The organism is Mucilaginibacter oryzae (genome assembly GCF_003148845.1).
Lineage (GTDB): Bacteria > Bacteroidota > Bacteroidia > Sphingobacteriales > Sphingobacteriaceae > Mucilaginibacter > Mucilaginibacter oryzae.
The window spans coordinates 630,830-648,561 of the sequence record NZ_QGHA01000002.1; the positions used below are offsets into that span (position 1 = coordinate 630,830).

At 45.3% G+C, this 17,732-nt stretch carries 15 protein-coding genes; 9 read left to right on the forward strand and 6 right to left on the reverse strand.

Features of this window, described 5'->3' with window-relative positions:
* Positions 1 to 3: 3 nt before the first annotated feature.
* From LX99_RS08030 to LX99_RS08050, 5 genes are all read left to right on the forward strand, one after another.
* Entirely contained in the window at positions 4 to 1,377 is a 1,374-nt protein-coding gene (locus tag LX99_RS08030; RefSeq protein WP_109607380.1) for a sigma-54-dependent transcriptional regulator, read from the forward strand.
* Positions 1,361 to 2,659 (forward strand): sensor histidine kinase, encoded by a 1,299-nt coding sequence (locus LX99_RS08035; RefSeq protein ID WP_109607381.1) that lies wholly within the window; start codon positions 1,361 to 1,363, stop codon positions 2,657 to 2,659. The genes LX99_RS08030 and LX99_RS08035 overlap by 17 nt, the downstream gene beginning before the upstream one ends.
* 129 nt (positions 2,660 to 2,788) lie before the next feature.
* Complete coding sequence (locus LX99_RS08040; protein WP_146203078.1) at positions 2,789 to 4,459, forward strand: alpha-amylase family protein; 1,671 nt, start codon at positions 2,789 to 2,791, stop codon at positions 4,457 to 4,459.
* A 122-nt stretch (positions 4,460 to 4,581) separates the two neighbouring features.
* Positions 4,582 to 6,243 carry an ATP-binding cassette domain-containing protein gene (locus LX99_RS08045; RefSeq protein WP_109607383.1) on the forward strand — a complete coding sequence of 554 codons (1,662 nt, stop codon included), beginning with the start codon at positions 4,582 to 4,584 and terminating at the stop codon, positions 6,241 to 6,243.
* Complete coding sequence (locus LX99_RS08050) at positions 6,236 to 7,291, forward strand: glycosyltransferase family 4 protein (RefSeq protein WP_109607384.1); 1,056 nt, start codon at positions 6,236 to 6,238, stop codon at positions 7,289 to 7,291. Before LX99_RS08045 ends, LX99_RS08050 begins: the two co-directional genes overlap by 8 nt.
* Before the next feature lie 50 nt (positions 7,292 to 7,341).
* Here LX99_RS08050 and LX99_RS08055 read toward each other — a convergent pair whose 3' ends face one another.
* From LX99_RS08055 to LX99_RS08080, 6 genes are all read right to left on the reverse strand, one after another.
* Entirely contained in the window at positions 7,342 to 8,442 is a 1,101-nt protein-coding gene (locus tag LX99_RS08055) for a glycosyltransferase family 4 protein (protein WP_109607385.1), read from the reverse strand.
* The gene (locus LX99_RS08060) at positions 8,443 to 9,381 is read right to left on the reverse strand and encodes a GNAT family N-acetyltransferase (RefSeq protein WP_109607386.1); all 939 of its coding nucleotides are present in this window, start codon (positions 9,379 to 9,381) and stop codon (positions 8,443 to 8,445) included.
* Positions 9,374 to 10,378, reverse strand: coding sequence for a polysaccharide deacetylase family protein (locus tag LX99_RS08065; RefSeq protein ID WP_109607387.1), 1,005 nt, complete (start codon positions 10,376 to 10,378; stop codon positions 9,374 to 9,376). The genes LX99_RS08060 and LX99_RS08065 overlap by 8 nt, the downstream gene beginning before the upstream one ends.
* Positions 10,375 to 11,532, reverse strand: coding sequence for an amidohydrolase family protein (locus tag LX99_RS08070; protein WP_109607388.1), 1,158 nt, complete (start codon positions 11,530 to 11,532; stop codon positions 10,375 to 10,377). The genes LX99_RS08065 and LX99_RS08070 overlap by 4 nt, the downstream gene beginning before the upstream one ends.
* Positions 11,519 to 12,271: a class I SAM-dependent methyltransferase gene (locus LX99_RS08075; RefSeq protein WP_109607389.1), complete on the reverse strand. Its 753-nt coding sequence runs from the start codon at positions 12,269 to 12,271 to the stop codon at positions 11,519 to 11,521. Before LX99_RS08075 ends, LX99_RS08070 begins: the two co-directional genes overlap by 14 nt.
* Before the next feature lie 61 nt (positions 12,272 to 12,332).
* Positions 12,333 to 12,569 (reverse strand): hypothetical protein, encoded by a 237-nt coding sequence (locus LX99_RS08080; RefSeq protein WP_109607390.1) that lies wholly within the window; start codon positions 12,567 to 12,569, stop codon positions 12,333 to 12,335.
* 195 nt (positions 12,570 to 12,764) lie between these two features.
* On the opposite strand from LX99_RS08080, the gene LX99_RS08085 reads away from it, so the two are divergent.
* From LX99_RS08085 to LX99_RS08100, 4 genes are all read left to right on the forward strand, one after another.
* Entirely contained in the window at positions 12,765 to 14,267 is a 1,503-nt protein-coding gene (locus LX99_RS08085) for a B12-binding domain-containing radical SAM protein (protein WP_109607607.1), read from the forward strand.
* Between the two features lie 3 nt (positions 14,268 to 14,270).
* Positions 14,271 to 15,323 (forward strand): radical SAM protein, encoded by a 1,053-nt coding sequence (locus LX99_RS08090; protein WP_109607391.1) that lies wholly within the window; start codon positions 14,271 to 14,273, stop codon positions 15,321 to 15,323.
* Between the two features lie 110 nt (positions 15,324 to 15,433).
* Complete coding sequence (locus LX99_RS08095; RefSeq protein WP_109607392.1) at positions 15,434 to 16,897, forward strand: B12-binding domain-containing radical SAM protein; 1,464 nt, start codon at positions 15,434 to 15,436, stop codon at positions 16,895 to 16,897.
* Positions 16,894 to 17,715, forward strand: a complete 822-nt coding sequence (locus LX99_RS08100) for a class I SAM-dependent methyltransferase (protein WP_109607393.1) — start codon at positions 16,894 to 16,896, stop codon at positions 17,713 to 17,715. Before LX99_RS08095 ends, LX99_RS08100 begins: the two co-directional genes overlap by 4 nt.
* The last annotated feature ends 17 nt before the right edge of the window (positions 17,716 to 17,732 follow it).

Sequence of the window (17,732 nt, forward strand, 5' to 3'; positions counted from 1 at the left end):
GTTATGATACTGGTTATTGATGATGATATTGCCGTACGCACCTCGCTTATTCTGCTGTTAAAAAGCGAGGGCTACGATGCCGTGAGTACCGAAGAACCCGCCGAAGCGCTGAAAATTATTAAGAAAAAAGCCCCCGAGCTGATCATTCTTGATCTTAATTTTTCGATAGATACTTCGGGCAGTGAGGGGATGGATCTGCTCGGGAAGATCAAGGCTATCAACAGCGCCATCCCGGTGATCCTGATTACCGGCTGGGGAAGTATTGAACTGGCGGTGAAAGGCATGAAATTAGGTGCCAACGATTTTATCAATAAACCATGGACAAATGAGCACCTACTGCAATCGGTAAAAACACTGCTCGATCTGCAGGATAAAAAAGCAGGGCACCGCACCCGCAAGCAACTGGATAAAACCTACAATTTTGAAAACATAGTAGGCGAAGATGCCCGTATGCTGGATATCCTTGAAACCATTGGCCGGGTAGCTTCCACAGATGCATCTGTGCTGATTATGGGCGAGAGCGGTACCGGGAAGGAACTCATCGCGGAGGCTATCCACCAGAATAGCCTCCGCAGAAATAGACCTTTTATTAAGGTAAACCTTGGCGGGATCTCGACATCGTTGTTTGAAAGCGAGATGTTCGGGCATATCCGTGGTGCCTTTACCGATGCCCGGTTTGACAGGGTTGGTCGTTTTGAAATGGCCAACAAAGGCACCATCTTTTTAGATGAGATAGGCGACCTCGATGCCGGCAGCCAGGTAAAACTGCTCCGGGTACTGCAGGATCGTACTTACGAAGTGTTAGGCAGTAGCCGCACCAAAACCGTTGATACCCGGGTGGTTTGCGCCACCAATAAAAACCTGAACGAGATGGTGGCCCGCGGCACCTTCCGCGAGGATTTACTTTACCGTATTAACCTGATCACCGTTTACCTGCCTGCCCTGCGTGAGCGACCTGGTGATATCCCTTTGCTGGTGAGTTTTTTTATTAATAATTTAAAGCAGATCTACAACCGGCCAAACCTCTCGGTAGCGCCATCGGCCATGAAGTGGTTACAGCAGCTACCTTTGCCCGGCAATATCAGGCAGTTGAAAAACCTGGTGGAGCGATCTATTCTGGTGAGCAGGAGGGATGAATTGAGCGTGGAGGATTTCCGTTCACAACTGGAAACGTCGCCGGTTAAAAAAGGGAATATCCAGTTGCCGGGCGTGGGTACTTTAACTTTAGAAGAGGTGGAGGTAGAGATGATCAGGCGCGCGCTTGATCATCATAAAAACAAAATAAGCAAAGCCGCCGCGGCATTAGGCCTTACCCGCAGCGCCCTGTACCGGCGATTGGAGAAGTACCAGATCCCTTACGATGAAGCTGAGGACTAAATATATTTTATTTGTGGTGATGCTGCATCTGCTTACCCTGGTGCTTGCATGGTTCATTTTTATTAACAATAAGATTTATTTCATTATAGCCGAGGCTTTTGTATTGATCTCGGCAGCGGTGGCTATCCAGCTTTACCGTCAGCTTGTATTGCCCATAAAAATGCTGATGCAGGGTGTGGAGGCCATAAAAGACAAAGATTTTAACGTTAAATTTTTAACAACCGGTAAGCTGGAAGTTGATGTACTGATTAATGTGTATAACCAGATGATGGACGAATTGCGAACCGAACGCACCCGGCAGGAACAACAGCATTTTTTTTTAGAAAAGCTGATCTACACCTCGCCAACCGGCATCATTATCCTCGATTTTGATGACCGGATACAACAGGTAAACCCTAAAGCCTTGCAGGCTCTTGGTATGAATGAAAAAGCGTTGGTTGGCGAACTGATAAGTGAATTAGCTCATCCCATATTCGCCCATATTAAGTCGCTTAAATCCGGCGAGACAGCGGTGGTTAAACTTGATGGTATCAACTCCTTCAAACTTCAGAAGTCACATTTTATCGACAGGGGATTTTCGCGCCATTTTATTATGCTGGAGGATTTGACCGCCGAGATTCTGGCCGCTGAAAAAAAGGTTTATGGCAAGGTGATCCGGATGATGGCGCACGAGGTGAACAATACCATAGGTCCGGTAAATTCCATCATGCAATCGGCCATGAAAACCGACCGGCTTTGGCAGGGGCATGATTTTGACGAGATAAAAGATGCCCTGCAGGTTGCTATGGACAGAAACCAGAACCTGAACCTGTTTATGCGCAATTTTGCCGATTTGGTAAAATTGCCCCCTGCCAATAAGCAGCCGGTTATACTGCAAAAGCTTATTGGCTCGGTTGTTAAGCTGATGGCTATCCGTGCCGCAGAAAAAGGGGTTGAATTACTGCTACATTTACCGGAAGTTCCAATTACAATTTCGGCTGATGAACAGCAGCTGGAGCAGGCTTTTATCAATATTACCAAAAACGCTATTGAGGCTATTGAGAGTAGCGGATCAGTAAGCTTTGCTATGAATGCTAAACAAAGGAAATTAGTAATTACAGATACAGGTAGAGGCATTAGCCCCGAACAACAGGCTAACCTTTTTACACCTTTTTTCAGCACCAAAAAGGATGGGCAGGGGATAGGCCTTACCCTGGTACGCGAAATTATGCTGAACCACGGGTTTGAGTTCTCACTCAAAACGGTTGCAGACCGGCAAACAGAGTTCGTGGTTTACTTTTAATTTGTGGGTTTACAACTGGCGGCTAAATAATTCCTGAAATCATATTAGTTTTTGCTTAATCCTTTTAGTAACGTTGTGAACCAATTCAAACGTAAATTAACACATAGTAATACTGCAATTACCTTAACCATGCAAAGACGGCATTTTCTTAAACTTTCGGCAACAACTGCTGCCGCCTTACTTTTCAGTAAACTCACCCACGCAATTGACAACGGTGCCTCGTTAATAAATTCTCCCGACGAAATCTGGATACAATCCGGCTCCGAATGGGTAAAGCTAAGTGCCTCCAACGGATCGCGTTATACTTATCGGGAAATAGCGGTAAGCCTGAAAGCAAACGGCGGTGCGCTCGGCATTTATGCGTCGTCGCCTAAACAGGAATTGAACGCCATTCGTCTCAAATGGAAACACACTACCTCAGCCTCCGCTAATTTTTTAGGCGATCATTGGGAACGCTCATATGGCGATTTGCAATGGAAAAGCATCCCGGCAGGAATTAAAAACCCTTGGTATGTAATTATCCATGACGACAAACAAACCGCCTGCTTTGGTGTAAAAACCGGTGCTAACAGTATTTGCTGGTGGGGAGTTAACGACGATAGCATTGAACTTACTTTAGATACCACATCTGGCGGGGTAGGCGTGTTGCTGGGCGACAGGCAACTCCATGCTGCCGATGTGATTACGACCAACGCGCAAACCGGCGAGGACCCGTTTATGACAACGCACCGCTTTTGTAAAATGATGTGCGATAAACCTCGCCTCCCAAAACAACCGGTTTATGGTATTAACGACTGGTATTTCGCCTACGGCAATAACTCGTCCGATCTCATCAGGAAAACCACCGCCATGATGGCCGAGCTGGTTACTGATCACAGCAATAAACCCTTTTCGGTTATAGATGCCGGCTGGGCCACCTATTCGCCTTTATTACCCGGCGACGGCGGTTGGAACGATGATTTTTCGAAGCCTAACGATAAGTTTAAAGACATGCATGCCCTGGGCGACGACATCAAAAAGATGGGCATGCGCCCAGGTTTGTGGATGCGCCCGCTTTGCGCCAGGCATGATGAAAAAGCAAGTTTGCTTGCACCAAAAATCCCCGGCAGGGATGACCCTAAAAACCCAACGCTCGATCCAACCATCCCCGAAAACATTGCCCACATCCAACACAATTTTGATGTGTACAAACAATGGGGCTATGAAATGGTAAAGCACGATTTTTCTACCTATGATATTGCCGGCCGCTGGGGTTTTGATATGAACAACAGTTTCACTTCGCCAGGCTGGCATTTTAACGACAGGTCGAAAACAAATGCCGAGATTATACTGGGGCTGTACCGTGCCATCCGCCAGGCGGCTGGCGAAAATATTTATGTGATTGGCTGTAACACCATGAGCCACCTATCCGCAGGAATATTTGAACTTTGCCGCATTGGCGATGATACCAGCGGCAACGAATGGGAACGCACCCGCAAAATGGGGGTAAACACGCTGGCTTTCAGGCTGCCGCAGCACAACGCGTTTTATGCCGTAGATGGTGATTGCGTGGGCATCACCACAAAAATTGAATGGAAACGCAATAAACAATGGTTGCAGTTACTTGCCGAGAGCGGCGCGCCGCTATTTGTCTCGGGTCAGCCCGAAGCCATGGGCGAAGAACAAAAGAAAGCGGTTAAAACCGCCTTCGCGCAGGCAGCTAAAGTACAGCCCCTGGGCAAGCCTTTAGACTGGATGGAAACTTTAACTCCGTCTAAATGGAAGCTGAACAACAGAGTGGTGGATTTTGACTGGAGTTAGACAAGGCTTTTAACAAATCTTCGAATATTATGCCAAGCTATCCGCTGAGGCAACCGTCAATCTAAAATCATCGTACTAACCAATAAAGCCGGAACAAACCGGGCCTTATTGGTTAGTACCGTTTGAAACAGATTATTAAAAGCATAGGCCTGATCCTTAACCGGCAGGAAAAAAACACATTAATCAGGCTTATTATCGCCGATGTGGTGATCGCCCTGCTTGATGTTGCTTTTTTAGGTGCGTTGCTGCTTATCGTAAATTTTTATACGCAAAATGCTGCTGCACGGGTTAGCGCCTTTTTGCCTGGTGCCCTGGCGGATAACAATTCCCTGTGGCTTATCGGCATTTTTCTGTTGCTCTTCGCGGTAAAAAATTGTATCGGCTTCTTTACCCAAAATGCGCAGCACCATTTTTTTTATCGTGTAGCTTCGCGATTATCTGAAAGGAATATCCGCAGATACCTCAATACCACTTACAGCGAGTATATTCATGTTGATTCATCAATACAAACCAGGCGGATCAGTCAGCAGCCTATCGAGTTTAGTCATTACATCCTGACTAATTTTCAGCAAATCATATCGCAGGCGGTGCTGATAGTATTTACTATCGGGGCTATCACCTTATATCATCCAACACTGTTTTTGTTGCTGTTTATTTTGCTGTTGCCGCCGGTGGCTGGCTTGGGCTGGTTCATTAAAACACGGTTAAAATCAGTACGCGGGCAGATTAAAGCAGTAAGCGAGAAAACCCTGCAGCATTTAAATGAGTCGTTATCGGGTTACGTGGAAAGCAATATCTACCATAAAAATGAATTCTTCAGCAGCCGGTTTGTTAACGATCAGCGGCGGCTAAACTATCATATCGCTTCGCAGCAAACCTGGCAAAATCTGCCCTCCCGCTTGATGGAGGTATTTGCCGTGCTCGGCTTTTTTATCCTGATTGCAGTAAACAAGCTTACAGGCGAGGTTCCGGGGATCAGCATTCTCACGATCGGTATTTTTGTTGCGGCAGCCTACAAAATCATCCCCGGAATAGTGAAAATATTAAACAGCAGCGGGCAGATGAAAACCTATGAGTTTATACTGGCCGATTTGGTGGTGACGGGCGATCTACAATCAGAAACTATCGCAGATGCGGATAGAATAAAATCTTTAAAGTTTGAAAAAGTAAGTTTTGCTTATCCTGGTAAACCTGTTTTAAACGCGCTGTGTTTTGAGGTTGTTCCTGGGGATATTACTGGCATCTCGGGTGATTCGGGCCGCGGGAAGACTACTATTATCAACCTGCTGATGGGGTTTTTAGCGCCAACCGCCGGGGCCATTTATATTAACGACGTCGTCACGGATAGCGCGGAACTTAAGCATTATCGCAGCCGCATGTCGCTGGTAAAGCAGCAGCCGTTTTTTATTTATGATAGCATCCTCAAAAATATAACCCTTGATGATGCTAAGGTTGATGAACAAAAGCTTGGCGAAGTATTGGAGTTTTGCGGCTTAAATATTCTTATAGCGGCATATCCCGAAGGCGTTCATAAAATCATCAGCGAAAATGGTAAAAATCTAAGCGGTGGCCAGCGCCAACGGATCATGCTGGCGCGGGCGCTTTACCACGTTCATGATTTGCTGATACTGGATGAACCTTTCAGTGAAATGGACACCGGTACCGAAACCGAATTGTTGGGTAAACTACAAATCCTCGCCGCGCATGGCAAAATGGTTATCCTTATCACCCATAACAAAGCCAGCCTGGCTATTTGTAATAAAGTTATAAGCCCCGATGAATGAACGTATAAAAACACTGGTTATACTTAGTCCCGGTTTTCCGGAAAACGAAGAGGATACAACCTGTTTGCCACCACAACAGGTTTTTGTACGATCATTAAAGGCCGAATATCCCCAATTGCATGTCATTGTGCTCAGCTTTCAGTACCCTTTCGCGGCATCTGAATATGATTGGTATGGGGTAAAGGTAATAGCATTTGGCGGCGGTGGCCGTGATGGGTTTACCAGGCGTAAACTATGGTTTAAAGTATGGAATACACTGTTACGGCTTAACCACCAATACCAACTGGTTGGTTTGCTGAGTTTTTGGCTTGACGAATGCGCGTTTATTGCACATTACTTTTCGAAATTTAAAAGGATCAGGTACCGCTGCTGGATGCTGGGGCAGGACGCGAAGGCCGGTAACAGGTATGTAAAATGGATAAAGCCGGAAGCGGGCGAGCTGATTGCCTTGTCGGATTTTATGGTTGAAGAATTTAACCGGAATTATGGGCTGAAGCCGGAGGTGGTGATCACGGTGGGCATTGATACGCGGATGTTTAATTTTGCGCCGGTTACCAGGGATATTGATATTATTGGCGCCGGTTCATTGATCCCTTTAAAAAGGTTCGGCTTGTTTATTGAAGTTGTCGCTTTATTGAAACAGTCTTATCCCGGTATCAAAACGGCAATTTGCGGCAGCGGGCCGGAACAGGAAAGGCTGCAGGCTTTAATTATTGCTAAAAAACTTGAGAACAACATCCGCTTAATGGGTGAATTGCCACACAGTGAGTTGCTGGAAATGATGCAACGCTCAAAGATACTTTTTCATCCTTCGGAGTATGAGGGGTTTGGAGCCGTGTTTTTGGAAGCGCTTTATGCCGGGGCCAGCGTGGTGAGTTTTGTTAAACCGATGAATAACGAAATTACCAACTGGCGTATCGTAAATACACTTTTAGAAGCTGAACAGGCGATAGGCAGTTTATTAGGAGATACCGGGTTGGAATTTGAAGCGGTTTTACCTTTTGACATCAGGGATAATGTGCGCAGGATGATGGAGCTGTTTGAATAGATAATAACTCAATTAGCGTAGCGTTCATCTGGAAATGATCGCGGTTTTTGCTAAATACTTGCCGCGATCCCGGCAATCCGATCAGCGATAGCCTCAAAAGATAAAACCTTGCGATAGTATGCTAAACATAACCTCCGCTTTTCCTCCAGATCCATTTTTCTGGTTTGAATAAGCGCTTCAAACAATGCCTGTTCATTCCCCGGTTGATACAGTATTCCGCATTCGCCGTTGTTGGTAATCATCCTGAACGACTGGATATTGGTAACCAGCGGCACACACCCGCACGACATGGCTTCGCATACAGCTGTGCCACTGCCCTCATAATGTGAGCCGGACAGGATAAAGTGAGCGCTGTTAAACCAGTAAAGCAAATCGGTATGGGGCACTATGCCTATCAACCGAATAGAGGATTTAGCAGGATGCTTTTCAAGCAGTGATTGAATTTCGCCAAGCAGTTCTTCGGTGTGATAGATCATGTAAAGCTTTGCTCCGGCTGTTTTTCCGGCAAACCTGAGGAAAGCCCTGATCACATTGAGCGGATCTTTATTGGTATTTAGCCTGCCCACCCATAAAAATACAGGGCTACCCGTTACGCTGGTTTTTGCCAGCGCTTCATCCCGATTAATGGTGGAAAATATAGAAGATACTTCCATTACCTCGAAGATTTTTCGGGGCGAGGATATGTTGCCTGCCTTAATCCATTCCAAGCCCATATCCCGCGAAGCGAAAAGATAAGCGTCGATGTATTTATCGGCCAGTTTTTGGGCGAGTCTTTTTAAGCCAATAAACGGTTTCTCGGCGTGGTTTTGTACGATGATCTTCACTTTAGTGCCTACTATAAGCCGCAACTGAATTACTTGTAGCGGGAAATGCAGGCTTTGAATAAATACAACGTCAGGATTCAGGTTTTTAATATACCTGTTGAGCTTCCAGGGTAAATACCGCAGCGGGTTTTCGGTGAAACGTTTAAAATGATATTGGATGCCGTTATTTTTGACACGGCCTTCAAAATCAATATGTTCGATACTGATCACGTCGTTGCCGTGCGCCAACGCTTCCAGGATACCCGCATAGGCCCGGGTGCGTTCAAACCACGCCTGTGGCTGGTTAAATTCAGGAATTTGTACATAACTGTTAAAAACGTATCTCATTTAAAAAATATCAATATCGGCAAAAGTGAAGGCTACGTTGTGAAGCTGTAGGTCTGCGCCAAGGTTTTTTATAATGACCGGGAACGAAGGGATAGGTTGCACACGTTCTTTCAAAATCATATTCAGCATTGTCCGTTTGTCGGCCTGGAATACTATTTTTCGTAAGCCAATATTCCGTGCTATTTTTTGCAGGCGGGGGATAATTTTATTCAGATCGTTCGGGGTGGGGTCTATATCGCCAATAACTATACCGTCATTAATTTTAAACCAAACCATGGTGGTACCCACTTTAATGGTGAAACTGCCGGAGTAAGCGTTTTTGTACTTTAAGTAATCCTCATCCCGTTTTAGGCCGGCAAATCCTTCTCCGACTACAGAATTACCAATGCCGTTACCGGTTGTTAAATAGGGCCGGAGCTGATGTTTCACCTGGGCCTCATAAAGGCCTTTTAAAAAGGGGAGTTTGTTTGCCGCTTTTTGTAAAGGCAAGGCCTTAACCTGGATAATAAAACACTCCATATTAGCGCTTACCTGCCAGCCCAGTTTATTCAAAAAGCCCGGCAACGAATTTTGGTTAGGGAAACCGAACAAAAAGCGGATCCCTTCGGTACGGCAAAGCCGGTAGGTGAGTTCGGCCAGTTCAATAAACAAACCTTTTCCGCGATGATTGGGATGGGTCATGGTATCGGCAGATTGAGCGGCCAAAACGCTTTCGTTTTTAAATTTGATAAAGCAGGGGATCACCCCGTAAAAGGCGGAGGGTTTATCTTCATAATAGGCTAAAAAGCCAACGTGCATAAGGCCTGTAAAGGCGGTGTTGTATTTCCTCTTGAAAAAATCGGGTGCGACACTTTTTTGATATACGGCCTGATGCAGGCTGGTCAGATCGGCCAGTCGCTCTTCGGTTAAGCGTTCTATTCTATAACCGTTATTATGCATAGTGCCCCCTTATTATGGCGTTCATTTGGTTAGCTGTAGATATGAACGGATTTACTGTCAAGCGTTCGCGCATGCCCGGGTTAGCTCCGTCATGCGGGTTTAAATAATCCGTAGCCAGGAGCTGGCTGAATCCCGCCATGCCAGCCATTTTTAAAACATCGGCATTGTAAGAGCCATATGGAAAAGCTATGCCTTTTATAGCTTTGCCGGTTATTTCTTCAAGATAAGCTTTGCAGCGCCGCATTTCTTCAAAAGCATCTGTAACCGGGATGCCTGCCAGGTCGTTATGGTAATAACCATGAGCGCCAATGGTTACCAACGGAGAAGCGGATAAGGCCCTGATCTGATCGCTGGTTGTTTGCAGCCAGTAGTCATCGTCGTTGCTGTTGGCTCTAAAATCAACAATTGTTTCGAGATAACTCATCAGTTCGGCTTTCTCCTCAAAGCCGGTTTTCCTGAGTTCATCAGCAAGTAACTGCCCGGTTTCGGTAACGTATTTACCATTGCGGTTTTTATGGCAGCTATAGCTTTTGTAGTTAAATTTTTCAGGGCCGTACTTTGATGCAGTGCTTAAAAAATCGTTCCATAAGATATCGAAACCTGCATCGCGAATGCCGGTGATAAAAAACGTGGCCGGTATTTGATATTTATTAAGCAGGGGGAGTATGTAACGGTAATTGTTGGCCAGCCCGTCATCGAAAGTGAGGCAGATATTATATTTTTCATCGCTAAAGTTTCCCGCATAATAATCGTCTAACGAAATCACGTTAAAGTGCTTTTTATAAAACTTTAAATGCTCCTCAAGTCGTTCAACGGTTATGAAAAGCGTGTTAAACTTATGCGGATCGGTTTTGCAAACGTTGTGATAAAGCAAGATCCTTTTGCACCGCGCATTTTGATAGATGGTTTTGTTCATTCCCAGGGCATGGCGCGCGTTGCCGTCAAAGTAAACGGCCTTACGTTTGCATCGTTGCCATATTTTTTGCACTATATTCATGCGGTTGGTTGTACGGGTTTAAATACAGGAAATTCAGCATCGGCTTTGTACCTTTTTATCTCATTCATCAACTGGTGTATATCGCCCTGAACATATTTTAAGTGCCCTCCCGTAGATATTTTACTGTAAGGCACGGTTAATATGCCGTTAAGCTGGTGATAAAGCGATTCATCAAAAAGGCGGATTTCTCCACCCTGCACCACCATTAAAATATCATCGGGGGTTGTAGCATAAAATGCGCTTAACCCGGTTTGGCGTTTGGCTTTGGCCACCACGATATCTGCATCTAATCCGGCGGAAAGTTTCCCGCTGTTCAGCTTCCAGATCTTAGCCGCCGAGGTTGTTAATGATTGATAGAGTTCATCGCCGGTAAGTAAGGCGGTTTTACGTGCCAGCCTGATGTGCTGCCATATATCCCAATGCCCGGTGAGTGTACTATCCGTGCCAAATAAAATAGTGGTTTGTTTTTTTAACTCATCTACCGGCGCTGTTTTATTGAGCAGGTAGTGGTTTGATTCGGGGCACCAAACCAGCGCATTAAATTTTTTAGCCTGTTTAATATCCATAGCTACCCCATGAATGCCTATCAATTTGCGGCCAAGGATATTCCATTTAATAAGTTCATCAATCTCATTATAGGCCAGGTCATCAGTGCCTTCGCCAATATGAATTACCGCGGGCCGCCCTATCTTAGCAGGGTTATTGAGCCGTTTTTTCCAGTTCTTTTCAAATTGTACCGAATGTATGCTTTGATATCGGTCAACAACATTAATGAGCTTATGATCAATAACCGTATTTTCGCCGTGGTTTACTACGGTGGTAACCCCGCAAAGCAGATTTTTATAAACGCCCCACTGCTCGCGCAGCGCTACAGGTATTTTTAGTACCGAAGCAATTTCATCAGCATAAACCTCATGAATATAATTACCCCATTCGGTATAGTTTTGATAGGTTTTATTGCCCAGTTGCGGAAACAGGTTAAAATCAAGGTGATCGTGCGAATTGATCAGCCCCGGAAAAGCCAATGCCTCAACAAAAGTAACCTGCTCCGCATCGTTCATCGCTGCAGGCTTGATGTCTGCAATGATACCCTTATCCAGCCTGATGTTTACCGCCCCATCTGTTCCGGGTATCAAAATATTATTCAGTACCATTGCTCCGTTTTAAATGTAACCCGTAAATAATGGGGTAACCTTTATATTTTTCATACACATGAAGCGCGTTTTTATCGGCATAGTAATGCTTCATGCTTTCCGCTATTTTTATCTCTTCTTCGGTTATTAATGTAAAGTCACTTGTAAGCAGCAGGTTTTTAATCAAGCTAACCGGGTGTACAAAGTTTTCAACCGCAATAAAATCACGGCCATGCTTAAAGGTACGCTTACCGCCGTTGGCCAGCGTATGCGGGTGAAAATCGGTTATTACGATAGCGCCGCCGGGTTTCAGGATCCGTACCCAGGCCTGCAATGCGGTTTTTATATCGCGGATGTGGGCTACGGTAAGCGTAGATACAATCGTATCAAAACTGCTGTCGGCAATGCCGCCAAAAGTATCCTCTGTAATTTGGCAGGTATCCGCTTCCGGGAACTTTTGCTTAAGCCGTGCAAGCATACCGCCCGAAGTATCGAAGCCGGTTAAGCGCATGGGGTTTAATGCCATTAATTTATTCCAGTGCCTGCCCGTACCACAGCCTATGTCTGCAACCAGTTTGCCGCTAATGATGTTGCTGCTTACCAGTTTCGGGAAGAGAATTTCATCCAGATCCAGCATCAGGTTGCCTGGCTGTTCATCATAGTTTTCGGCCCAGATGTCATAGGCCTCAACCGGATCTTTTTCCGGTATGGCGGTAGGGAACAAACGTTGCTTGATGTAATTTTTAACAGTATGGATCACGGCCCTGATGGTTTAATACGTTATACTTCAATTACGGGCGATAACTACCAATGGTTGCCCGTTATTTTTTTATCGCAGGCAACCTGTATTGAAAACCGGGCGTATTGATGATGTGAAAACGATCAGGTGAAATCCGGAACCCAATTGTTGGATGGGCAATCCCCCGCATTTGTGATTGGGTGTTGGTAATGGGATTTATTTTGAAACACTGTTGGCCGATAAAAAAGCCGGATGTGGTATTCAGGGTACCATGTACATCCTGTTGTGTTAACGGCGCCGGGGTTTCTGATAAACCCATTGCCCGGGGGATTGATTTTAAGTCTGAAGCCTTGAGCCGGAAGTCAAAAGTAGCATGTTTTCTTTTTTTGACTTAGAACTCAGTACTATCAACTTAAGACTAAAAAAAGAAAGTCGTGAGCCATAAGTCAAAAGCCGCATGTTTTTTTGACTTCAAACTCAAAACTATCGACTTAAGACTTTAAAAAAAATGCAGATGAACAAAATACTATTATTTAACCCGCGGAGCGCCAATAACAAATACCGGATCCCTAATTCGATATTGAACATTGCGGCTTCGGTTGAGGGCAAATACGATTGGGTGATTGTTGATGGCAATTGCGAGCTGGACCCGATGGTGAAAATAAATAGCTATTTAAGTACCGGCGGGTTCAAATATTTCGGGTTTACGGTAATGCCCGGTCCGCAGTTAAGGCAGGCTATCAGCGCCGCTAAAAAGATCAAAGAACTATATCCCGGTACCAAAATGATCTGGGGCGGGTATTTTCCGTCTAACCAGCCCAACGCTGTATTGTATTCGGGTTATGTTGATTTTATTATCAACGGCCCCGGCGATCATGCTTTTCCGTTGCTGATTGATGCTTTGGAAAACGGTACACCTTATGAGTTTATCCGCAACCTGATTTATAAAGCCGAAGACGGCAGGATCATCAAAACTGCCAAAGAAGATTTGATTGACCAGGATACCCTGCCGCCTTTACCTTATGATAAGCTTAATACGTTTTATCCCATCACCAAATTTTTGGGCAAAACTTACCTGGGCGAAAAAACAATGGCCTATCATTCCAGTATCGGCTGCCCGTTCACCTGCTCGTTTTGCGCCGTAGTACCTATTTATGAGGCCCGGTGGAAAGCTAAATCGGCACAAAATGTATATAACGATGTAAAATACATTAAAGATAAATGGGGTGCTGACGCTATTGAGTTTCACGATAATAACTTTTTTGTATCCGAAAAACGTGCGGTGGAGTTTGCTAACCTCATCAAACCCGAAAACATGACCTGGTGGGGTATGGCCCGTATCGATACCATGTCGAAATTTAAAGATTCATCGCTGGCCGCCATCCGCGAGTCGGGTTGTAAGATCATTTTTTTTGGGGCGGAAAGCGGGAACAACAGCATCTTAGAGCAGATGGATAAGGGCGGCACCCAAACCGGGGACCAGATCATTGAGTTTGCCGAACGCCTTAAAAAGCTCGATATCATTCCAGAATATTCCTTTGTGTTAGGTACGCCTGCGCCAACGCCGGAGCAGGTACAATCGCAAATTGATTTTGAGATAGATTTTATCAAAAAGGTGAAGGCGGTTAACCCTAAAACCGAAATCGTGATATACACCTATAGCCCCGTACCAACCGAGGGTTCAGAGCTGTATAAACAGGTCATAAAAAGCGGTTTCCGTTTTCCCGAAACACTCGAAGACTGGATCAGCCCGGCCTGGGAAAGTTTCGACCTGCGTAAAAACCCGCTTACACCATGGCTTACACCCGAGATGATTGATAAGATCAGGAATTTTGAGACGGTGCTGAACGGGGTTTATCCAACCGTTACCGATATCCGCCTTAATATGATTAAACGCGCGGCCATCAAGCTAATAGCTACCATGCGTTATAAGGCCAGCATCTATCAATACCCGTATGAAATTAAATTGCTGCAAAAGGTTTGGCGCTACAGGCAGCCCGAAATACAAGGTTTTTAAGTTATGCAGTTAACAACGCAATCTATATGGCACACTTTTAAGCGTTTCCGTACGCTGCAAACGCACAAAATAAGCGCGTTGCCCATTGTTATTCTGATGCCGCATAGCGCCTGTAATTGCCGTTGCGTAATGTGCGACATCTGGAAGGATAACAGGAACCTGAAACAATTAACCGAAGCTGATGTAACCGGTTTGCTCGTCGCGCTAAGGAAATTCGGTACCAAACAGGTGCTCATGTCGGGTGGCGAGGCTTTACTTAATGCCAACTTTTTCAGGTTGTGCGAAATTTTAAAGGCCGAAAAAATCAAAGTTAGCTTGCTATCAACCGGCCTTTCGATTAAAAAGCACGCGCTCAATATCCTGAAATGGGTTGACGATTTAATAGTTTCGATAGATGGAGACGAAGCGCTGCATGATGCTATCCGCAACGTGCCCGGCGCTTTTAATAAATTGAGGGAAGGGGTGGAGCATATCAAATCTATCCAGCCACAATATCGAATTACAGCCCGTACAGTAATCCACCGGCTTAATTTCAGAAACTGGCCCAATATTATTGAGGCCGCAAGGCAAATGGGAATTGACCAGGTAAGCTTTTTGCCTGCCGATGTAAGCAGCCACGCCTTTAACCGCCAAACGGCCTGGGCCGAACCAAAACAGCAGGAGATATTGCCTGGCGAGGGTGAACTTGTAGAATTTCAGCAGGTTGTAGCCGATGTGTTAAGCAGGCTGGTATATTTTGAAAATTGTTTTATTGCCGAATCCCGGGATAAGATCAACGATATCTACCGCTATTACGCAGCGTTTTACCGTCATAACGCGTTCCCTTTCAAAAAATGCAACGCGCCATGGGTATCCGCAGTAATTGAAGCAGATGGCGAGGTTAGGCCGTGCTTTTTTCATGAGCGGATAGGCAATATCAGTGACAATAAGCTGGATGAGATCCTGAACAGCGAAAGAGCAATCAATTTTCGCAAAACATTGGATATGGCTAATGATCCAGTCTGTGTTAAATGCGTGTGCTCGTTGAATTTATCGCCCTTGGCGAGGTTGGATTAGTAAAGGTTTAAATAACAAGCGGGGATTGCGCGATTCCAAACATATTCCTGCTCCATCGTTACTACCGCGCCCTCTTTCAAGAGCGGAGTTTATAAAAGACTTTGATTACTATGAACAATATATTGTTTTCACATTCATATTTTTTACGGTTCGATCCTAAACAATGGTCGATAGGGCAGCCTTACGCGCCGCTTGGTACCATATATGCCGCCGCGTTGATGCGGGAGCAGGGTTATAAGGTAAGCCTGTTTGATACGATGTTTGTAAAAAGCGCGGATGAATTGATCCCGGAGCTCGATAAACAGCAGCCCGATATTTTTGTGATTTACGATGACGGTTTCAACTACCTCACTAAAATGTGCCTGACCAATATGCGCGAGGCGGCCTTTAAAATGGCTAAACTGGCTAAGGCAAGGGGCTGTAAGGTAATTGTTTCCAGTTCAGATTCAACAGATCGTTATGCGGCATATTTAGCTGAAGGTGCTGACTTTGTGATTCTTGGCGAAGCTGAGCAAACTTTACTTGAATTAAACACGCTGCTTAAAAACGGCGGAGAGAACTATTTTGATATCAAGGGCCTGGCCTATATGGATGGTTGCGAGATTATCAAAACCCCGCAGCGACCGGTAGCCAAAGAGCTGGACAACCTGCCCCTGCCTGCCTGGGACCTGGTGGATATCAGCAGCTATCGCGAAATGTGGCTAGAAAACGCCGGTTACTTCTCCCTCAATGTGGTTACTACACGTGGCTGCCCTTTTAAATGTAACTGGTGCGCTAAGCCTATTTACGGTAACCGGTATAATTCGCACAGTCCGCAGTATATTGTAAACCAAATAAAAATGCTTAAGCAGCGGTATGGCATGGACCATATTTGGTTTTGCGATGATATTTTTGGTTTAAAACCGGGCTGGGTACAGGAGTTTTCGGAGCTGTTAAAACAGGAGGGCGTCAGCATCCGCTTCAAAATCCAGTCGCGGGCCGATTTGCTGGTTGAAGAACGAGCCGTTGAGGCGCTTGCAGCCGCAGGCTGTGAAAATGCCTGGATAGGCGCCGAAAGCGGTTCGCAAAAAGTATTGGATGCTATGGATAAGGGAATCACCATCAATCAGATCCATACCGCCACGCATTTGATGAAAAAGCATGGTATCAGGCCCTCTTTTTTTATCCAATTTGGATATCCCGGTGAAACAAGGGAGGATATTACCTCAACCATTAAAATGATCAACGAGTTACTTCCCTATGAAATAGGTATCTCGGTGTCATACCCGTTGCCCGGCACCGGCTTTTACGAACGCGTGAAAACCGAACTGAAAAAGAAAACCAACTGGACGGATTCGGACGAGATGGCGCTGATGTTTAAGAATACTTACCCCGCCTTTTTTTACAAGCAACTTCACAAATACGTCCATCGCAATTATCACAAGCACCTGGCCAAAAACAGCATGCGTAAATTGCTCAAGAACCCATTTGGCAGTTCGGCTAATCATGTGAAAAAGGCTTTGTCATTGTTTTACTATACGCCGCTTACATATCTGGAGAAACTGAAGCTGGATAAATTTGAAAAAGCCATATGACCGGAGCTGCACCACAAATTAACGAGCAACTGGCCGGGGCAGCCTTCAGCAACCAGTCCGCGTTTTTTGATCAACTTTATTCGGCCGATACCATTATAGCATATAAACGGAAACGGGTGCGAGCGCATATCCTGCAACACGTCAAACCGGGGGGCTACATTTTGGAACTGAACAGCGGCACCGGCGAGGATGCTTTGTACTTTGCTCAAAAGGGGTTTAAGGTTCATGCTACTGATATATCTACAGGTATGCAACAGCAATTGCGTGAAAAGATGGTGACGAATGGTGTTGAGAACCTGGTTAGCAACGAATTGTGTTCGTATACGAAATTAGAGCAATTAAAAAACAAAGGCCCTTTTGATTTGATTTTTTCCAATTTCGCGGGCCTCAACTGTACCGGCGAGCTGGATAAAGTACTTGGCTCATTCACCGATCTGTTAAACCCCGGTGGGACGGTAACCCTTGTAGTGCTGCCGAAATTTTGCCTTTGGGAAACGCTGTTGGTATTTAAAGGGAAGTTTAAAACAGCTTTCCGCAGATTTTTTAGCAGCAAGGGCAGGCGGGCCCATGTGGAGGGTGTTTACTTTAATTGCTTTTACTACAACCCGTCCTATATCAAAAAACGTTTAAAGCAGGATTTTGACCTGTTAGGTACAGAGGGTTTATGCACTATCGTTCCGCCATCTTATATCGAGGGCTTTGCCGAAAAACACCCCACGGCGTACCGGCTTTTGACAAAGTGGGAGGATAAGCTTAAAACATCGTGGCCCTGGAAGTATATGGGTGATTATTACATCATTTCCCTGAGGAAGAAATAGAACCTATGTGTTGGCCG